Annotated in this window: 15 protein-coding genes; 10 read left to right on the top strand and 5 right to left on the bottom strand. The window is 65.6% G+C overall.

The genetic code is table 11. The annotated features are described in order from the left end of the window. Positions 1-2 precede the first annotated feature (2 nt). The 3 genes from AC5QPF_RS18445 to AC5QPF_RS18435 all read left to right on the top strand — a co-directional run bounded on the left by AC5QPF_RS18445 (position 3) and on the right by AC5QPF_RS18435 (position 2,874). A complete protein-coding gene (locus AC5QPF_RS18445; RefSeq protein ID WP_494959261.1) occupies positions 3-323 on the top strand; it encodes an NIPSNAP family protein in 321 nt (106 codons plus the stop codon). Further along, on the top strand, positions 320-1,981 hold the full coding sequence (locus AC5QPF_RS18440; protein ID WP_494959260.1) for an FAD-dependent oxidoreductase: 1,662 nt from the start codon (positions 320-322) through the stop codon (positions 1,979-1,981). Before AC5QPF_RS18445 ends, AC5QPF_RS18440 begins: the two co-directional genes overlap by 4 nt. 170 nt (positions 1,982-2,151) lie before the next feature. Next, the gene (locus AC5QPF_RS18435) at positions 2,152-2,874 is read left to right on the top strand and encodes a CPBP family glutamic-type intramembrane protease (protein WP_494959259.1); all 723 of its coding nucleotides are present in this window, start codon (positions 2,152-2,154) and stop codon (positions 2,872-2,874) included. Here the strand turns inward: AC5QPF_RS18435 and AC5QPF_RS18430 are convergent. Next, positions 2,868-3,728, bottom strand: a complete 861-nt coding sequence (locus AC5QPF_RS18430; protein WP_494959258.1) for a LysR substrate-binding domain-containing protein — start codon at positions 3,726-3,728, stop codon at positions 2,868-2,870. The two genes, AC5QPF_RS18435 and AC5QPF_RS18430, sit on opposite strands and share 7 nt — an antisense overlap. A 135-nt stretch (positions 3,729-3,863) precedes the next feature. On the opposite strand from AC5QPF_RS18430, the gene AC5QPF_RS18425 reads away from it, so the two are divergent. From AC5QPF_RS18425 to AC5QPF_RS18405, 5 genes are all read left to right on the top strand, one after another. Next, the gene (locus AC5QPF_RS18425) at positions 3,864-4,916 is read left to right on the top strand and encodes an agmatine deiminase family protein (protein WP_494959257.1); all 1,053 of its coding nucleotides are present in this window, start codon (positions 3,864-3,866) and stop codon (positions 4,914-4,916) included. A 5-nt stretch (positions 4,917-4,921) separates the two neighbouring features. Beyond that, on the top strand, positions 4,922-5,830 hold the full coding sequence (aguB, locus tag AC5QPF_RS18420; RefSeq protein ID WP_494959256.1) for an N-carbamoylputrescine amidase: 909 nt from the start codon (positions 4,922-4,924) through the stop codon (positions 5,828-5,830). 1 nt (position 5,831) lies between these two features. Then, on the top strand, positions 5,832-6,926 hold the full coding sequence (locus AC5QPF_RS18415; RefSeq protein ID WP_494959255.1) for an extracellular solute-binding protein: 1,095 nt from the start codon (positions 5,832-5,834) through the stop codon (positions 6,924-6,926). Positions 6,927-6,941: 15 nt separating this feature from the next. After that, entirely contained in the window at positions 6,942-8,060 is a 1,119-nt protein-coding gene (locus AC5QPF_RS18410) for an agmatine deiminase family protein (protein WP_494959254.1), read from the top strand. 135 nt (positions 8,061-8,195) lie between these two features. After that, entirely contained in the window at positions 8,196-8,387 is a 192-nt protein-coding gene (locus tag AC5QPF_RS18405) for a co-regulatory protein PtrA N-terminal domain-containing protein (protein WP_494959253.1), read from the top strand. 36 nt (positions 8,388-8,423) lie between these two features. Here AC5QPF_RS18405 and AC5QPF_RS18400 read toward each other — a convergent pair whose 3' ends face one another. The 4 genes from AC5QPF_RS18400 to AC5QPF_RS18385 all read right to left on the bottom strand — a co-directional run bounded on the left by AC5QPF_RS18400 (position 8,424) and on the right by AC5QPF_RS18385 (position 13,684). Further along, positions 8,424-10,562, bottom strand: a complete 2,139-nt coding sequence (locus tag AC5QPF_RS18400; protein WP_494959252.1) for a TonB-dependent receptor domain-containing protein — start codon at positions 10,560-10,562, stop codon at positions 8,424-8,426. A gap of 160 nt (positions 10,563-10,722) precedes the next feature. After that, positions 10,723-11,523, bottom strand: a complete 801-nt coding sequence (locus tag AC5QPF_RS18395; RefSeq protein ID WP_330076534.1) for a class II aldolase/adducin family protein — start codon at positions 11,521-11,523, stop codon at positions 10,723-10,725. 29 nt (positions 11,524-11,552) lie between these two features. Beyond that, the gene (locus tag AC5QPF_RS18390) at positions 11,553-12,497 is read right to left on the bottom strand and encodes an NAD(P)-dependent oxidoreductase (protein ID WP_494959251.1); all 945 of its coding nucleotides are present in this window, start codon (positions 12,495-12,497) and stop codon (positions 11,553-11,555) included. Continuing rightward, positions 12,494-13,684, bottom strand: a complete 1,191-nt coding sequence (locus tag AC5QPF_RS18385; protein WP_494959250.1) for an acyl-CoA dehydrogenase family protein — start codon at positions 13,682-13,684, stop codon at positions 12,494-12,496. Before AC5QPF_RS18385 ends, AC5QPF_RS18390 begins: the two co-directional genes overlap by 4 nt. 299 nt (positions 13,685-13,983) lie before the next feature. Here AC5QPF_RS18385 and AC5QPF_RS18380 point away from each other — a divergent pair, with 299 nt between their 5' ends. Both AC5QPF_RS18380 and AC5QPF_RS18375 read left to right on the top strand, forming a co-directional pair. Continuing rightward, on the top strand, positions 13,984-14,949 hold the full coding sequence (locus tag AC5QPF_RS18380) for an aliphatic sulfonate ABC transporter substrate-binding protein (protein WP_494959249.1): 966 nt from the start codon (positions 13,984-13,986) through the stop codon (positions 14,947-14,949). Between the two features lie 18 nt (positions 14,950-14,967). Continuing rightward, the gene (locus AC5QPF_RS18375; RefSeq protein WP_494964201.1) at positions 14,968-15,921 is read left to right on the top strand and encodes an aliphatic sulfonate ABC transporter substrate-binding protein; all 954 of its coding nucleotides are present in this window, start codon (positions 14,968-14,970) and stop codon (positions 15,919-15,921) included. Positions 15,922-16,322 lie beyond the last annotated feature (401 nt).

The raw sequence follows: 16,322 nt of genomic DNA, 5'->3' as shown, positions 1-16,322 counted from the left end.
CCATGTACTACGAACTGCGCACCTACACCCTGAGCCCGACCCGCATGGCCGACTGGCTGGCGCTGTACCAGAGCGATGCCCTGGCGGTGCAGACCGAGCATCTGGGCCAGTTGGTGGGCTTCTTCACCACCGAGTTCGGCGAGGCCAACCAGGTGGTGCATATCTGGGCTTATGAAAGCCTCGACGACCGCGCTGCCCGTCGCGCGAGCATGGCCGCCGATCCGCGCTGGGCCGAGTTCGGACGCAAGAACAAGGAGCTGGGGGCTGTGCTCAAGCTGGAGTCGCGGCTGATGCGGCCCACCGGTTTCTCGCCGCTCAAATGAGCCAGGTGATGGAGTGCGACGTGCTGGTGATCGGCTCGGGCGCCTCGGGGCTGGCGGCGGCGGTGACTGCGGCCAGTCACGGGCTCAAGGTCATTGTCGTCGAGAAGAGCCACTGGCTTGGCGGCACCAGCGCCTGGTCCGGTGGTTGGCTGTGGGTGCCGCGCAATCCGCTGGCGGTGGCCGAAGGGGCGGTCGAGGTGCAGGACGCGCCGGAGCGCTATCTATTGGGCCAGGTCCATGGAGAGCAGTTGAGCGAGGCACAAAGGACGTATCTGCAACGTGGGCCGGAGATGGTCGAGTTCTTCCAGGGCAACACTGCCGTACGCTTCTACTCCGGCACGACGATGCCGGACATGCGCGATGGCGAAGGCTCTGCGAAGGGCGGACGATCGCTGTGCGCCCAGCCGTTCGACGGCCACCAGCTGGGCGAGTGGATCGAGCGGCTGCGGCCACCGCTGGATATCGTCAGCCTGTTCGGCATGGGGATCGCCGGTGGAGCGGACATGGCCGCGTTCTTCAATGCCCGGCGTTCGCCAAAGGCGGCCTGGCATGTGGCTCGACGCCTGTTGCGACATGGCTGGGATCTGCTTCGCCATGGGCGCGGCATGCACCTGGTCAATGGCAATGCCCTGGTGGCCCGGCTGTTGCGCAGTGCGCTGGATCTAGGGGTGCAGTTGCTGACCGAAAGTCCTGCCGTGCGCCTGCTGCACGAGGGCGAACGGGTGAGCGGGGCGGTGCTGGCAGGTGAGCAACGGGTTATCGCCCGACGTGGTGTGGTCCTGGCCTGTGGTGGATTTGCCCATGATCCGCAGCGTCTGGCCCAGCGGCTTGGTCACCGGCACCACTGTGCGGCGCCGCTGGACAACAGTGGCGATGGCTTGCGGCTGGGGGAGGCGGTGGGCGGCTTGCTGGCCGAGGACCTCGCTCACGCCGCCGCCTGGGCGCCGGTCTCGCTGGTGCCCAGACGCAATGGCCCGCCGGGGCGGTTTCCCCATCTGGTCGACCGGGGAAAGCCCGGGTTTATCGCGGTGGATGGTGAAGGACGGCGGTTCACCAACGAGGCGGATTGTTACCATGACTTCATGAATGATCTGTTCGCTCGCACGCCTGAGGGGCAGGAACCTTGCGCATGGATGATCTGCGATCGCCAGGCGCAGCGGCGCTTCGGGATTGGCTGGGCCAAGCCGTGGCCGTTTTCGATCCGGCATTACCGGCGTTGCGGGTACCTGGTGGAGGGGCGGGATGCGCGGGAACTGGCGCAGCGCTGCGGGCTCGATCCGCAGCAGTTGGCCGCGACCATCGAGCGTTTCAACCAGCATGCGCGGGTCGGGCATGATCCGGAGTTCGGGCGTGGGCAGTCGGCGTACAACCGGGCGCTGGGGGATCCTGCGAATGGGCCGAATCCGTCGTTGCGGGCATTGCAGGGGAGGTTGTATGCGGTGCGGCTGGTGGCCGGGAGCCTGGGCACTTTTGCCGGGTTGAAGACCGATGCGGCGGCGCGGGTGCTGGATCGGCAAGGGCAGGTGATTGCCGGGTTGCATGCGGTGGGCAATGACATGAACAGCATCATGGGTGGGTACTACCCCAGTGGCGGGATTACCCTGGGACCGGGGATGACTTTCGGGTATCTGGCGGGGCTGGCTCTGGCGGGGAAATGAAAGACCGTGGTGCCTTCATCGCGGGCAACGCCCGCTCCCACAAGGACCTCTGTCGGTCATGAGATCCGGGGTCGACGTGATACTCGTGGGAGCGGGCGTTGCCCGCGATGAGGCCGTCAGGTGCGGCGCAAATGTATACTGGCCAACCTGTCGCCCGAGGACCCCGCGCAATGCTCCAGGACGGACTCACCCACCTCGCCACCTACCTGCTCCACATCACCCCCGGCCTGACCCTCTGCGCCCTGTGGTTCTGGCTGACGCCGAACAGCCGCACCGGCCTGCGCATCCTCATCCTGCTGCTGGCCTTCATCCTGGTCCGCGACGCCATGACCCCCACCGGCCTGTGGTCCCTGGACGGCCAGGTGCGTATCGGCTTCATCGACAACCCGCTGGTGCTCGCCGCGCTGGGGCTGATGTCCCTGATGCTCATCGCCCTGTTACGGCGCCTGGCTCCGGCCCTCTGGTCGCTGATCGCCTGGCGCAAGGGCCACCTGCCCACGGGCCTGGCCCTCGGCCTGCTCGCCGGCTGCGCTATCGGCATCCCGCTGCGGCTGTACCAGGGCAGCGAATTCGGCGGTTTCAATCTCTGGCTGGGCGGCCTGATCCTGCTCGCCTACGGCGGCAACGCCCTGGAAGAAGTCCTGTTCCGCGGCCTCCTGCAAGGCTACCTGGAACAACACGCCACACCGCTGCGCGCTGCCTTGAACAGCGCCCTGGCCTTCGCCGCCTGCCACATCTTCCTCGCCACCACCGTCACCCAGGCCAGCTGGCCGGTGCTGGCCTTCACCCTGATCGAAGGCCTTGCCTGTGCCCTGATCCGCCTGCGCTACGGCGTGATCCCGGCCATCGCCACCCATGGCACGGCGATCGTGCTGCTCGCCGTTCCCTACTGAACCGCCAGCGCTTCGCGCACCCAGCCCATGAACGAGCGCGTCAACGGACTTTTCTCGCTGTCCTGATGCACCAGGCACCCCCATTGCGGTCCCGCCACCCGTCGCTCGCTCAACGGCGTCAGCAGGCCCTTGTCCCGCCCCCGCGCCGCCAGCAACTGGCTGACCATGGCCACCCCATGCCCCTCGCACGCCGCATCCAGCAGCAACCCCGGATCGGAGAAATTCAGACCGTGGGTCCGCTGCCCGACATCCTCCCCACCCAGCACTGACCAGCGACTCCAGTCCATCTCCCGCTCGCCATGCAGGGTGGTGCGCTGCGCGACCGGCAACGCCAGCACATCGGGATGGCAGGCGGGGTAAAGCCGGTCCTCGAACAGCACCTGGTAACTGCACTCCGCCTGGGGTTCGAGATCATCACGCAGGCTCAGGTCGACGGTCTGGGTGGCCATGTCCGGCACCTCGTAGGTGGTGAACAGCCACAGGTCCACCTCCGGGTGCTGGCGATGGAAATCACCCAGACGCGGCAGCAGCCAGTGGCGGGCGAACGCCGGGGTGGTGTTGACCACCAGCTGGTTCGGCTTGCGGTACTGGTCCAGGCGGCGGATGCCCACCGATAGCTGCTGCAGCATGGCCTGGGTGGTGGCGTGCAGGTCGTGCCCGGCATCGGTGAGGCTGACGCTGCGCCCGCTGCGATGGAACAGCGGCTGTTCGAGAAAGGTTTCCAGGCTGCGGATCTGTTGGCTGATCGCCGATTGGGTCAGGTGCAGTTCCTCGGCGGCCTTGTGGAAGCTGCCCAGGCGGGCGGCGGCTTCGAAGCCGCGCAGGGCGTTGAGCGGGGGCCAGTGTTTCAGCATGATCGATAAGGCTCGCTAATCAGTTGTCGGCTAAATCCATCGTTTGTCGCGCTTGAATCCGAGTCATAGCATGACATCCATTCCGCAGTTGCGGATTTCAGGCATAAAAATTACTTAACTGAAGGTGGATCGAACATGCAGTGCAACGGTGATCGGAGCAGGGGTTGGATGATGCCCGCGGAGTGGGCGCCGCACGCGGCGACCTGGATGGTCTGGCCGCATAACCGCGCGCTCTGGGAAAGCACCTGGACGGTGCGCCTGGAGGACGTGCAGGCCGACTTTGCCCGGGTGGTCAACGCCATCGCCCGCTTCGAGCCTGTGAAACTGGTGGTCCACCCGGGCGCCCGGTCCGCCGCTGCCGAGCTGTGCGGGGCCAATGTCGAACTGATCGAGTTGCCGGTGGACGACAGCTGGTGCCGCGACTCCGGTCCGAGCTTCATCTGCCACCCGCAACATGGCCTGGCCGGGGTCAGTTGGCGCTTCAATGCCTGGGGCGGCAAGTCGGCCCATGGTCTCGACGAGGGTCTGGCCCGACGCGTGCTCAATCGCCTTGGCGCGGACTGCTTCGGCTCCTGGCTGGCCAACGAAGGCGGGGCGATTCACGTCGATGGCGAAGGCACCCTGATCACCACCGAATCGGTGCTGCTCAACCCCAACCGCAACCCGGGGCTGGACAAGGCCGAGGCGCAAGAGATCTTCGCTCGCCTGCTCGGCGTGACCAAGACCATCTGGCTGCCTGGCGATCCGCAGTACGTCACCGGCGACATGACCGACGGCCATGTCGATGGCGTCTGCGCCTTCGCCCGTCCCGGCGTGCTGCTGGTAGATGCGACCCGCGACCAGGACTCGGTCTACGCTGAAGTGGTGCGCGAGAACCGCCGCGCCCTGGAGCTGGCCCGCGATGCCCACGGCCGCGCCTTCGAACTGATCGAGCTGTACGAAGCCAGCGCCGCGGTGGACCCGGAAGCCGAGGTGTTCTGCGCCTCGTACACCAACTTCTACATCGCCAACGGCGCGATCATCATGCCGGCCTACGGTATCGAGGCGGACGAAGAAGCCGCCCGCGTGCTGGCCGCAGCCTTCCCTGGCCGAGAAGTGGTCCCGGTGCAGATCAACCACCTGGCTCATGGCGGCGGTGGCGTGCACTGCATCACCCAGCAACAGCCGGCCTGGCCGGTACAGGAGTAATCGCCATGACCTTCCTGACCGTCGCCACCACCCAGATGCGCTGCACCTGGAACCTCGATGACAACCTCGACCGCGCCGAGCAACTGGTGCGCGATGCCGCCGCCCAGGGTGCCCAGGTAATCCTGTTGCAGGAGCTGTTCGCCACCCCGTATTTCTGCATCGAACAGGACCACAAGCATCTCGCCCTGGCCGAGGAATACGCACACAGCCGCGTGCTCCAGCGCTTCGCCGCGCTGGCCCGTGAGCTGGGCGTGGTGCTGCCGCTGAGCTGGTACGAGAAGGCCGGCAATGCGTATTTCAACTCCCTGAGCGTCGCCGATGCCGATGGCCGCCTGCTCGGCGTCTACCGCAAGACGCACATCCCCAACGCCATCGGCTACCAGGAGAAGGAATACTTCAGCCCCGGCGATACCGGCTTCCGGGTCTGGGACACCGCCCTCGGCCGCCTCGGTATCGGTATTTGCTGGGACCAGTGGTTCCCGGAAACCGCGCGCTGCCTGGCGCTGATGGGCGCTGAGGTGCTGCTGTTCCCCACAGCGATCGGTTCCGAGCCGGGCGCCAGCGACTTCGACTCCCGCGACCACTGGCAAATGACCATGCGCGGCCACGCCGCGGCCAACCTGCTACCGGTGGTGGCCGCCAACCGTATCGGTCGCGAAGTGGCGACCGGCGATCCCGAGCTGCACATGGACTTCTACGGCTCGTCGTTCATCAGCGACCACAAGGGCAAGCTGCTCGCCGAAGCCGACCGCCAGACCCCCGGCGTGCTGATGCGCACCCTTGATCTTGCGGCGATGCGCGCCGAGCGCCTGACCTGGGGCATCTTCCGCGACCGCCGGCCGGAAATGTATGGCGCGCTGCTGAGCCTCGACGGCGGTTCCACCAGTATCTGGCGTCCGGCGCGGGAGGTGTGAGATGAAACGACGTTCCCTGACGGTCCTGGCCCTGGCGTTGTGCCTGAGCCAGGGCGCAAGTCACGCCGACGACCAGGACAAGACCCTGCGCCTGTACAACTGGTCCGACTATTTCGCCGAGGACACGCTGGCGCGTTTCACCGCGCAAACCGGGATCAAGGTGATCTACGACGTGATGGACGGCAGCGAGGTGCTGGAGGCCAAGCTGATGACCTCCGGCAGCGGCTACGACCTGATCTTCCCCGGCGACACCGTGGCCGAGCGGCTGATGCGCGCCGGCAGCCTGCAGAAGCTCGACCCGGCGAAGCTCAGCAGTCTGGCGGACATCGAGCCGGGCCTGCGCCAGTTGCGCGAACACTACCCGCATTCGGCGGCGGCCACGGTGCCTTACACCTGGGGCACCATCGGCCTGACCTACAACGACGAGCAGATCCGCAAGCGAGTACCGGATGCACCGGTCAACAGCCTCGACCTGCTGTTCAAGCCGGAACTGGCGGCCAGGTTCGCCGACTGCGGGATCTCGGTGATCGACTCGCCTGACGAGGTGCTGGCAGTGGTACTCAATTACCTGGGTCGTGAACCGCGCAGCGCCAAGCCCGAAGACCTGGCTGCGGCCAGCGAACTGCTGATGAAAGTGCGCCCGTATATCCGCAAGTTCCAGTCGCAGCCGGTCACCGACCTGGTCAATGGCAACCTGTGCCTGTCCCTCGGCTACAGCGGCGACATGACCCAGGCCCAGCGCGCCGCAGACTCCGCCGGTAAGCCGGTGAAGTTCCAGTACCGCATTCCCCGCGAGGGCACCACGGTGTGGATGGACAACATGGCGATCCCCGTGGATGCCAAGCACCCCGAGTACGCCTACGCCTTCATCAATTTTGTCATGCGCCCGGACAACATGGCCGCCATCAGCAACTTCACCGGCTACCCGACGTCCAGCGCCAAAGCGCGACCGCAGGTCGATCCGAGCATGCGTGACAACCCGGATATCTACCCTGATGAAAGCGCCTTTCAGCGCCTGATTCCGGGCAAGGACATCCCGCAATCGGCCATGCGCGCGCGGATGCGTGCATGGACCAAATTCAAGACCGCCAGTTGAAAGAGTGAAACCATCATGCCGACCCGCCGCCAGTTCATCCGGCAGCTTTCCATCGCCAGTAGCCTGGGCTTGATCGCCAGTGCCGGGCTGAATCCCTTGCATGCCTTCGCCGCCGGCGAAGAGGACTGGTTCATGCCCGACGAAGGTGAACGCCAGCGCCACGCCTGGATCGCCTTTGGCGCCCAGGAGGCGATCTGGGAGGACTTCACTGGCGACGTGCAGGAAGCCCAGGGCCGCATTGCCCGGGCCATCGCGCGGTTCCAGCCGGTGACCGTGCTCTGTCGCAGTGACGAGCGCGAGCTGGCGCAAGAGCTGTGCGGCACGGCCAACGTGCGCTACCTGGAAACCGAGCTGGACGATATCTGGATGCGCGATATCGGCGCCAACTTCCTCACCACCGAGGACGGCGGCCTGACCGCGCTGGACTTCAACTTCAACGGCTGGGGCGGCAAGCAGCGGCACAGCAAGGATGCCCGTGTCGCTGCACTGATGTCCCGCGACACCGGGGCGCGCTACCTGCGCAGCGAGCTGGTGGGCGAGGGCGGTGGCATCGAGGTGGACGGGCATGGCACCGGAATCATGACCGAGAGCTGCTGGGTCAATGCCAACCGCAATCCGGGCTGGACCCGGGCCGAGGTGGAGGAAGAGCTGAAGGCCTGCCTGGGGCTTCGCAAGATCATCTGGTTGCCGGGGATCCGCGGCAAGGACATCACCGATGCCCATGTGGATTTCTATGCGCGCTTCGTCAGTCCCGGGGTGGTGGTGGCGAACCTGGATACCGATCCGGATTCCTATGACCATGCGGTGACGCGCAAGCATCTGGAGATTTTGCAGAACGCTACCGATGCTGATGGGCGCAGGTTGAAGGTGCATGTGCTGTCGCCGCCGCTGAAACCGCGCAAGAGCCGGTTCAATCGGGACAACCCGGATTTTGCCGCGGGGTATATCAATTACTTCGTGATCAATGGGGCGGTGATCATGCCGCAGTTCGGGGATGCGGCGGCGGATCGCAAGGCGCAGGAGTTGTTGGAGACGCTGTATCCGGGGCGAGAGATTGTTGCGCTGGATATCGATGCGATCGCGGCGGGTGGGGGCGGGATTCACTGTGTGACGCATCAGATGCCGTGGGTCTAGAAGGACTTGCAGTGCCCTTGCCAGCGATAGGGCCCGCAAGATCGATGAAGATCCAGGACTTAACTCCCGGTTAATCGAGGCTTCGGACAATGTGCGGGCAACTGATTATCGTTATCCACGCAAAGGTTTTTCCAAATGTCCGTTCTCAAAGCAGCAACCCTGTCCGTCCTCTTCGCCCTGCCAGTCCTGGCCCACGCCGAAGGCGGCAGCGACCGCGTCACCGAATGGCACGCACAATTCCAGCAGGCACAAAAAGAGGCACCGCAACAGGCGGTAGCCGACAAGAAAGCCGAGCCGCAGCAGGGCACCGACAAGCGCGACTCCTGATTCCCGAAGGGGCCTGCATTGCAGGCCCCGCTTCATTTACAGCTCGTAACGCACGCTCAAGGTAATGGTCCGTGGATCGTTCACCGAGTAATACGCCGTACTGCTCGCCGCCGAGTACGCGATGCTTTGCGGATACGCCCGATTCAGCAGGTTCTTCACCGCCAGGGTCGTGGTCCAGTGTCCGTCGCCGCTGCTGTAGCTGGTGTTGGCGTTCCAGAAGCTCTGCTGCGGCACCTCGTAGATATCCCCGTTCACCGCATTGGCATAGGACCTGGTCTGGAACTGCCAGTCGGTCCCCGCCACCAGTGCCCCCGGCACATCCACCGGTACCGTCCAGTTCAGGCCCAGCGCCAGGTTCCAGCGCGGGGCGAACACCATGCGGTTGCCATCGGCATCCACTCCCGGTCCGGCCGCGTTCTTGAAGTCGTCGTATTGCGCTTCGAGGTAGCCGAGGTTGGCGCTCAGGGTCAGGTCGCGACTCAACAGCGCGGTGTTCTCCAGTTCCACCCCGTAGCTATGGGCACTGCCGACGTTGGTGCGCAGGTTGGCGCTGATCGCCGGGTCCCAGGCGTTGGTCTGCAGGTCCTTGTAGTCGTTGTAGAACACCGCGATGTTGCTGCGCAGGCGTCCGTCCAGGTAGTCGCCCTTGAGCCCGGTTTCATAGGTGATCACGTTTTCCGGATCGAAGCCCTGCAAGGCCGCGAGCCGGGTCGGGGCGCGGTTGTCGAAGCCGCCGGCCTTGAAGCCCTTGGCCACGTAGCCGTACTGGGTCAGTGTGTCGCTCCAGGCATATTCCAGGCCCAGCTTGGGACTGAACGAGGCCCAGCTTTCGCTGGTTTCGGCGCTGAAGTTGAGGCCGGTGATGTCCCGCGCCGTGGTGATGCGGAAGTTCTGGTAGTCGAAGTTCTTGTGCTCGGCGGTGTAGCGCAGGCCGGCGGTGAGGGACAGGCGCGAGGTCAGCTTGTAGGTGCCCTGGCCATACAGTGCATAGCTCTCGGTATCGGTGGTGCTGTACTGGCCGCTGGCGTTGACCCGGTCCGCCGCCACCGAATAGGTGAGGCTGTCGCGCTCGGCACGGAAGCGCTCCTTGTACAAATAGGCGCCGAGGGTGAAGTTGAAGCGCTCGTAGTCGCCGTTGAGCTGGAACTCCTGGGTGGCGTAGCGCTGCTTGTAATGGATCAGGTTGTTCTGCGTCGGTGCGGCGTTGCCGACATTGGCTTCGCCGGAGTTGTCGTAGTCCACCGGCTGGTCGAACGTCGACCAGGCGGTGACCGACTTGAAGCTGAGCTGGTCGTCGAAGTGGTAGATCGAGCGCAGCACGGCGCTGCCTTGGTCGAGGCGGTTCTTCGGGTCGAGGCTGCTGTAGGTCTTGAACTTGTCGAAATGGCCGTTGGCCGGATCGAAGGGGCTGTAGCTGGTGGTGTCGCCGCGGTCGAAGGTGCCGGCCAGGGTCAGTTGCGTGTCCCAGGGCGAATCTACCGGTGCCAGGCGCAGCTTGCCGCGATAGGACTGGATATCGACGTTGTTGACGTCCTTGTGCCGGGTGCGGTTGTACACCGTGCCATCGCGGCTCAGGCGCAAGGCTGAGAAACTGCCGAACAGGGTGTCGTCCACCAGCGGCCCGCTGACCAGCAGGCGGCCGCTGCGGGCGTCGTAGTTGCCGGCGCCGAGTTCGACGAAGGCGCGGGTCTTCTGGTCCGGGTCGCGGGTGATCACGCGGATCGCCCCGGCGGCGCTGTTGCGCCCGTACAGGGTGCCTTGCGGGCCGCGCAGGACTTCGACGCGCTCGACGTCGTTGAAGTCGAGCATCGAGGAAATGGCCCGCGGGATGTACAGGTCGTCGGCATACACGGCGACGGCGGCCTCCTGGATCGGGTCGGTCTCCCCGATCCCGCGGATGCCGTAGGTCTGCGCGCTGTAGGAGATCGACTGGCGACCGAGGGTGAGGTTGGGCACCCGGCCGGAGAGGTCGCGGATGTTGTTGATCTGCTGGTCGCGCAGGGTGTTCTCGTCGAAGGCGCTGATGGCTAGAGGGGCCTTTTGCAGGTCTTCCTGGCGGTGTTCTGCGGTGACGGTGACGCTGGGCAGACGCTCTTCCTTGGCGGGTTCGGCGGCGAGGGCGGTCAGGGGCAGCAGCAACAGGGGAACGGTGTGGCGCAAGGCGGGTTTGGGCATGGTGGGCTTCCTGCTTTCAGGTATTGGGTTCCTCCCTTTGCCGGGGTCGGTAATCTTGGGGATGACGCGGACCTGTGGGAGCGGGTTCACCCGCGATTGCGGTGGTGAATTCACCGACGTCATCGCGGGTGAACCCGCTCCCACAGGGGCCTGCGGCGAATCAATGCTTGTAATCATCTCCTTCACGGTCCAGTTGCCGGATCAACGCATCCCAATGCCGCTGGATGCCCGGGCTGTCACCCGAGATGAACGCCGCCGTCTGCTGCTTGACCTTCTCGATCGCCGCCTCCGGTGCGAACAGCAGGTCGGCATTGCCCCCGGCCTGCGCCGCGATCTGGATATTGCAGGCGCGTTCCAGCCCGTGCAGCTCTCGGAAGGCATGCTCGACACTGCTGCCCCCGGTCAGCAGCCCATGGTTGCGCAGGATCAGGATATTGCTGTCGCCCAGATGCGCCACCAGCCGCTGCTGTTCATCCAGGTCCAGCGCCACCCCTTCATAGGTGTGGTACGCCACCCGGCTGTAGTAGGCCAGCGCATGCTGCGACAACGGCAGCAGCCCGTCGCGCTGCGCCGACACCGCCGCGCCATCGCGGGTATGGGTGTGCAGCACCGCCTTGAGATCGGGACGGGCGCGGTGGATGGCGCTGTGGATCACGTAGCCGGCCTGGTTGATGCCCAGTCCCAGCGGGTCGTCGATGATGGTCCCGTCGACATCCACCTTGACCAGGTTGGACGCGGTGATTTCATCGAACAGCAAACCGAAGGCATTGATCAGGAAATGCTCCTCCGGCCCTGGCACTCGCGCCGAGAAGTGCGTGTAGATATGGTCGGTCCAACGGAACAGCGCTGCCAGGCGGTAGGCGGCGGCGAGCTTGACCCGCACCTCCCACTCTTCGGCGCTGACCCGCTGGCGCACGCTGGAAAGATCGGAGGTCACGGACAGAACGGATACGGCAGTCATTGCGGTACTCCTCGGTATTCGGTGAAAAGTCAGTAGCCGCGCTGGTGGTCCACCAGGTTGCGCAGTGGCTGCTCCTGGCGATAGCGCTGGAAGTTGTCGAGAAAGTCCTCGGCGAAGCCGCGCAACCCCTCGGTGGAAAGGGCGCAGGTGTGCGGCGAGATGAACACCCGCGGGTCGCTGTACAGCGGATGCCCGGCGGGCAGCGGCTCCGGTTCGGTGACATCCAGGGTGGCGCGGCCGATCAGGCCGGCGTCGAGGGCCTCCAGCAGCGCCTGCTGGTCGAGCAGGCCGCCACGGGCGATGTTGATCAGGTGCAGGCCCGGCTTGGCGCTGGCCAGCACTTCGCGGCCGATCAGGCCACGGGTTTGTGCGGTGAGGGGCGCGGCCAGCACCAGGTGATCGGACTCGGCGAACAGCTGATGGATATCCGCCACGGCTTGCACCGGCACCCCGGCCTCCAGTGGCTGGCCGGGACGACCGAGGGCGATCACCCGCAGGCCCAGCGCCGTGGCCTTGGCCGCCAGGCTCTTGCCGATGCTGCCCAGGCCGAGGATGCCGAGGGTCTTGCCGCGCACCGGTTGCAGGGTGCTGAAGCTCCAGTCGTCGTCCTTGACGAAGATCTCCGGCAGGCGCTTGGCCGCGCAGAAGATCGCCGCCAGGGCGAACTCGGCGACCTGCTCGGCATTGCTGCCCTTGCCGCTGGTGACCGGCGGCCCCTGAAACAGCCAGTCCGGATAGAAATCGATGCCCGACGACACCAGTTGCACCCAGCGCAGCGACCATGGCCAGCCGCGCGGCGCCTCGTCGACCCGGCGCCCGCGTACGTTGACCGGACGCACGATCAGCACGTCGGCGCGCTCGGCATTGAACTGGTCAGGGGAAAGGTCGATCACTCGGTGCCCGCCGAGGCGCTGGCGCAGCAGTTCGTTGACCTCGGGATCGAGCTGGCTGGCGATCACGCTGATGCTGCTCATTGGGCGACTCCTGTATCGAGGGCGGCACGACCGGTGCCGTGGAACACCACGTCGTCCTGCGGGGTATGGATGCGGCTGCAGAGCACGTCGCGGTAATGCCGCTCCAGCGGGTTGTGCCGCGACAGGCCGGGATTGCCGGTGGCCTCGATGGCCAGCTCGACGGCGTGGATGGCGTTCTGCGTGACAAGCTGCTTGAGCTGCCCGGCGTTGCTCGCCGGCACCAGGCCGACGGCGGCGGAGTCCAGCAGGTTGCGGTTGGCGAAGAGCAGGGTGTCGATGCGCCCGACCCGCTCCTGGAAACGCGGCAGGCTGGCCAGCGGCTGGCCGAGGTTGGACGGCACCCGTTCGCGCAGGAAGCTCACCAGCCAGTCGCGGGCGGCCTGGGCCACGGCGTCGTAGATGCTCGACAGCAGCACCGCCATCCACACCAGGCTTTCGCCATCCAGTTCCGGACGCGGTGCGCTGGCCGGGCTGACCGCCACGGCATGGTCCAGCGGCAGCAGGACGTTGTCGAACTCGACCCGGTGGCTGCAGGTGGCGCGCATCCCCAGGTGGTCCCATTCATCGACGATGCGGATGCCCGGGCTGTCCTTGTGCACCAGGAAGCCGCCCACCAGTGGGTCGGCATCGTCGCTGCGGCCCCACACCAGGTACCACTCCAGGCCATGGCTGCCGGTGGAGTAGAGCTTGGTTCCGGACAGGCGCCAGCCCTCGGCAGTACGCCGCGCGAGGGTAGCAGGCAGGCCGCCACGGGCCGGGGTGCCGAGTTCCGGTTCGACGCGGAAGGCGTTGATCAGCGCGCCGTGCTCCACGGCCTCGCGGGCCAGGCGTTCGCGCAGGTGCGCCGGCCAGCGCTGGTCGTCCTGCAGGCGGAAATGCTGCAGGTATTGCATCACCAGGATCAGCGCCGTGGACGGCTCGCCCTTGGCGACCGCGCTGATCACCTTGCGTGCGGTGGGCAGGTCGGCGCCGCCGCCACCCAGGGCTTTCGGTACGGTCAGGGCCTGCAGGCCGTGGCGCTGCAGCAGTTCGAAGTTGGCGGCGGGAAAGGCCCCGCTGCGGTCGAAGCTGGCAGCGCTGGCCGCCAGCTCACGGGTGATCCCGGCAAGAACCGAATCCAGATCGGCAGAGGGGCTGTCCGGCACGGGCGGCCGGTGCAGGGGGACAGCGGCGGAAGACTGGCTCATCGGGCACTCATCGCATAAGACGCTGGGGACGCCCGCTGGCGGACGCCGTTCGCCCGCCCTGGCTAGCGAATCCTTGCCGGCGGGGCTTATGACCGTATGCGTGGTAATCGGCGCTGTAAAATTCTTTGTGGTTCTAAGCTAATGGCTGGAATGAAAAATTGTTCGCATATTAGGTTATGACCAAAATGCATTTCACTGATTATTGACGAGTCGTTACAGTCCATCCCACATTCGCCACGCCGCGGATGGACCCCGGAACCTGACAACAGGCTGGCCTCCAGCCTTGAGGAGCGTCGCGAATGATCCCCTTCACCCGAATCCTGGCCCTCGGTGCCGCCCTGTTGCTGGCGAGCCCGGCCTTTGCTGCCGAGCGTGTCGAACTGCGCCTCGGCGACCAGAAAGGCAATATGCGCGCCCAGCTGGAAGCGGCCGATGCCCTGCGCGACCTGCCTTATGACATCCGCTGGGCCGAGTTTCCCGCCGCCGCACCACTGGCCGAGGCGTTGAATGCCGGTGCCATCGATGCCGGGATCATCGGCGATGCGCCGCTGCTGTTCGCCCTGGCCTCGGGGGCGCAGGTCAAGGCCATTGCCGTGGACAAGTCCGACGCCTACGGCACCGCCGTGCTGGTGCAGCCGTCGTCGTCGCTGAAGAATGTGGCGGACCTGAAGGGCAAGCGTATCGCCACCGGGCGCGGCTCCATCGGCCACTATGTGGCGCTCAAGGCTCTGGTCAGTGCCGGCCTCAGCGAGAAGGACGTGGAATTCCGCTTCCTCGGCCCGGTGGATGCCAAGGTCGCCCTGGCCAATGGGTCGGTGGATGCCTGGGCCACCTGGGAGCCCTACACCGCGCTGGCCGAGCTGAGTGGGCAGGGGCGGGTGCTGGTCAATGGCCGCGGGTTGTCCAGCGGCAACGGTTTCCTTGCTGCCACCGACAAGGCCCTGGCCGATCCGGCCCGGCGCGCGGCGTTGCAGGATTACCTGAGCCGCCTGGCCAAGGCCCAGGACTGGGCCAACCGCAACCTCGACAGTTACTCGAAGACCCTGGCGCAGATCATCGGCTTCCCGGTGGAAGCGGCACGCCTGCAGTTCGAGCGCCGGCAACTGCGCTGGCAGGCAGTGGATGCGCAAACCATAGCCGAGCAGCAGGAGACCGCTGATTTCTACCAGGCCCACGGCCTGATCGCCGGGCGCCTCGACGTGGCACCGACCTTCGCCAGCGGTTTCGTCCTCCCGGATGCCGCGCAACTGACCAAGACCCCCTGACCCGGAGCGATTTCCATGATGTCTTTCAAGCATTTGCAAAAACTCGCCGTCGCCGTGCTGATCGGCGCCAGTCTGGTCGGTACCGCCAGCGCCGAAACCCTGCGCATCGGCTACCAGAAATCCTCGACCCTGCTGACCCTGCTCAAGGCCCAGGGCAACCTGGAGAAAGACCTTAAGGCCAAGGGCATCGACGTCACCTGGCATGAGTTCGCCAGTGGCCTGCCGCTGCTCGAAGCCCTGAACCTGGGCAATGTCGATGTGTCCGCCGATGTCGCCGATACCGTGCCGGTGTTCGCCCAGGCGGCCGGGGCGAAGCTGACCTACTTTGCCCGCGAGACGCCCTCGCCTCTGGCGCAGGCCATCCTGGTGCCGGCCGACTCGCCGCTGAAGAACCTCGCCGACCTCAAGGGCAAGAAGGTCGCAGTGACCAAGGCCGCCGGCAGCCACTACCTGCTGATCCAGGCACTGGCCAAGGCCGGATTGAACTTCAGCGACATCCAGCCGGCCTACCTGATTCCGGCGGATGGCCGCGCCGCCTTCGAGAACCGCAAGGTGGATGCCTGGGTGACCTGGGACCCGTTCGTGGCCAGTGCCCAGCGCCAGCAGCATGCGAAAGTGTTGAGCGATGGCCAGGGCCTGTCCAACTACCAGCGCTATTACCTGGCGTCCAGCGACTACGCCAAGGCCCACCCGGAGGTGCTGAACACCCTTTTCACCGCGCTGAGCGGGGCGGGCAAGTGGATCAAGGCGCATCCGGGCGATGCGGCGAAGGTGCTCGGGCCGCTGTGGGGCAACCTCGATGTGGCGACGGTGGAGCAGGCCAACGGCCGCCGCAGTTATGACGTGCAGCCGGTGGGACGTGACAACCTCGCTGAGCAGCAGCAGATTGCAGATGTGTTCTTTGCCCAGGGGCTGCTGCCGCGCAAGATCGATGCGGGCGCGGTGGAGGTGTTCGAGCCAGCCGTGCGCTGAAACGATAGCCACGGCAAGTCAGCTCTCATAGAGCAGCACATGACTCATTGATTCAGGCAGGACAGTGGGGGAGCGGATTCATCCGCGATTGGGCGCGAAGCGGCCATAAAACCTTTATCCCGAGTGTGTCAGGAAAACTTGGGACTCAGGTTTTACGACGGCTGCGCCGCCGATAGCGGATAAATCCGCTCACACTGACCGCGGTGCGCTTGCTGCTGTTGGTTTTCTGCGCGACAGCGCAGCCCGTCAGGCTCTGTACGAAATGTATTCGAGCGAAGGCCAGGCAAGGCGAAAACGGGCGAGGAAGCGGAGTTTACTGGAGTAAATGAGCATTCCGAGCCCGTTTTCAACGCAGCATGGGCGAGCTCGCATGCATTTCGTACAGAGACTAGGGCTGGGTG

Source organism: Pseudomonas sp. Con_6 (genome assembly GCF_059379395.1).
Note: the sequence above shows the minus strand (reverse complement) of the source record. Positions and strands in the feature narration are given on the sequence as shown.

Coding starts and splice junctions, on each gene's coding strand:
- AC5QPF_RS18405 (WP_494959253.1), top strand. CDS start 8,196: ATGTCCGTTCTCAAAGCAGCAACCCTGTCCGTCCTCTTCGCCCTGCCA.
- AC5QPF_RS18410 (WP_494959254.1), top strand. CDS start 6,942: ATGCCGACCCGCCGCCAGTTCATCCGGCAGCTTTCCATCGCCAGTAGC.
- AC5QPF_RS18375 (WP_494964201.1), top strand. CDS start 14,968: ATGTCTTTCAAGCATTTGCAAAAACTCGCCGTCGCCGTGCTGATCGGC.
- AC5QPF_RS18385 (WP_494959250.1), bottom strand. CDS start 13,684: ATGAGCCAGTCTTCCGCCGCTGTCCCCCTGCACCGGCCGCCCGTGCCG.
- AC5QPF_RS18440 (WP_494959260.1), top strand. CDS start 320: ATGAGCCAGGTGATGGAGTGCGACGTGCTGGTGATCGGCTCGGGCGCC.
- AC5QPF_RS18400 (WP_494959252.1), bottom strand. CDS start 10,562: ATGCCCAAACCCGCCTTGCGCCACACCGTTCCCCTGTTGCTGCTGCCC.
- AC5QPF_RS18430 (WP_494959258.1), bottom strand. CDS start 3,728: ATGCTGAAACACTGGCCCCCGCTCAACGCCCTGCGCGGCTTCGAAGCC.
- AC5QPF_RS18395 (WP_330076534.1), bottom strand. CDS start 11,523: ATGACTGCCGTATCCGTTCTGTCCGTGACCTCCGATCTTTCCAGCGTG.
- aguB (WP_494959256.1), top strand. CDS start 4,922: ATGACCTTCCTGACCGTCGCCACCACCCAGATGCGCTGCACCTGGAAC.
- AC5QPF_RS18425 (WP_494959257.1), top strand. CDS start 3,864: ATGCAGTGCAACGGTGATCGGAGCAGGGGTTGGATGATGCCCGCGGAG.
- AC5QPF_RS18445 (WP_494959261.1), top strand. CDS start 3: ATGTACTACGAACTGCGCACCTACACCCTGAGCCCGACCCGCATGGCC.
- AC5QPF_RS18435 (WP_494959259.1), top strand. CDS start 2,152: ATGCTCCAGGACGGACTCACCCACCTCGCCACCTACCTGCTCCACATC.
- AC5QPF_RS18380 (WP_494959249.1), top strand. CDS start 13,984: ATGATCCCCTTCACCCGAATCCTGGCCCTCGGTGCCGCCCTGTTGCTG.
- AC5QPF_RS18415 (WP_494959255.1), top strand. CDS start 5,832: ATGAAACGACGTTCCCTGACGGTCCTGGCCCTGGCGTTGTGCCTGAGC.
- AC5QPF_RS18390 (WP_494959251.1), bottom strand. CDS start 12,497: ATGAGCAGCATCAGCGTGATCGCCAGCCAGCTCGATCCCGAGGTCAAC.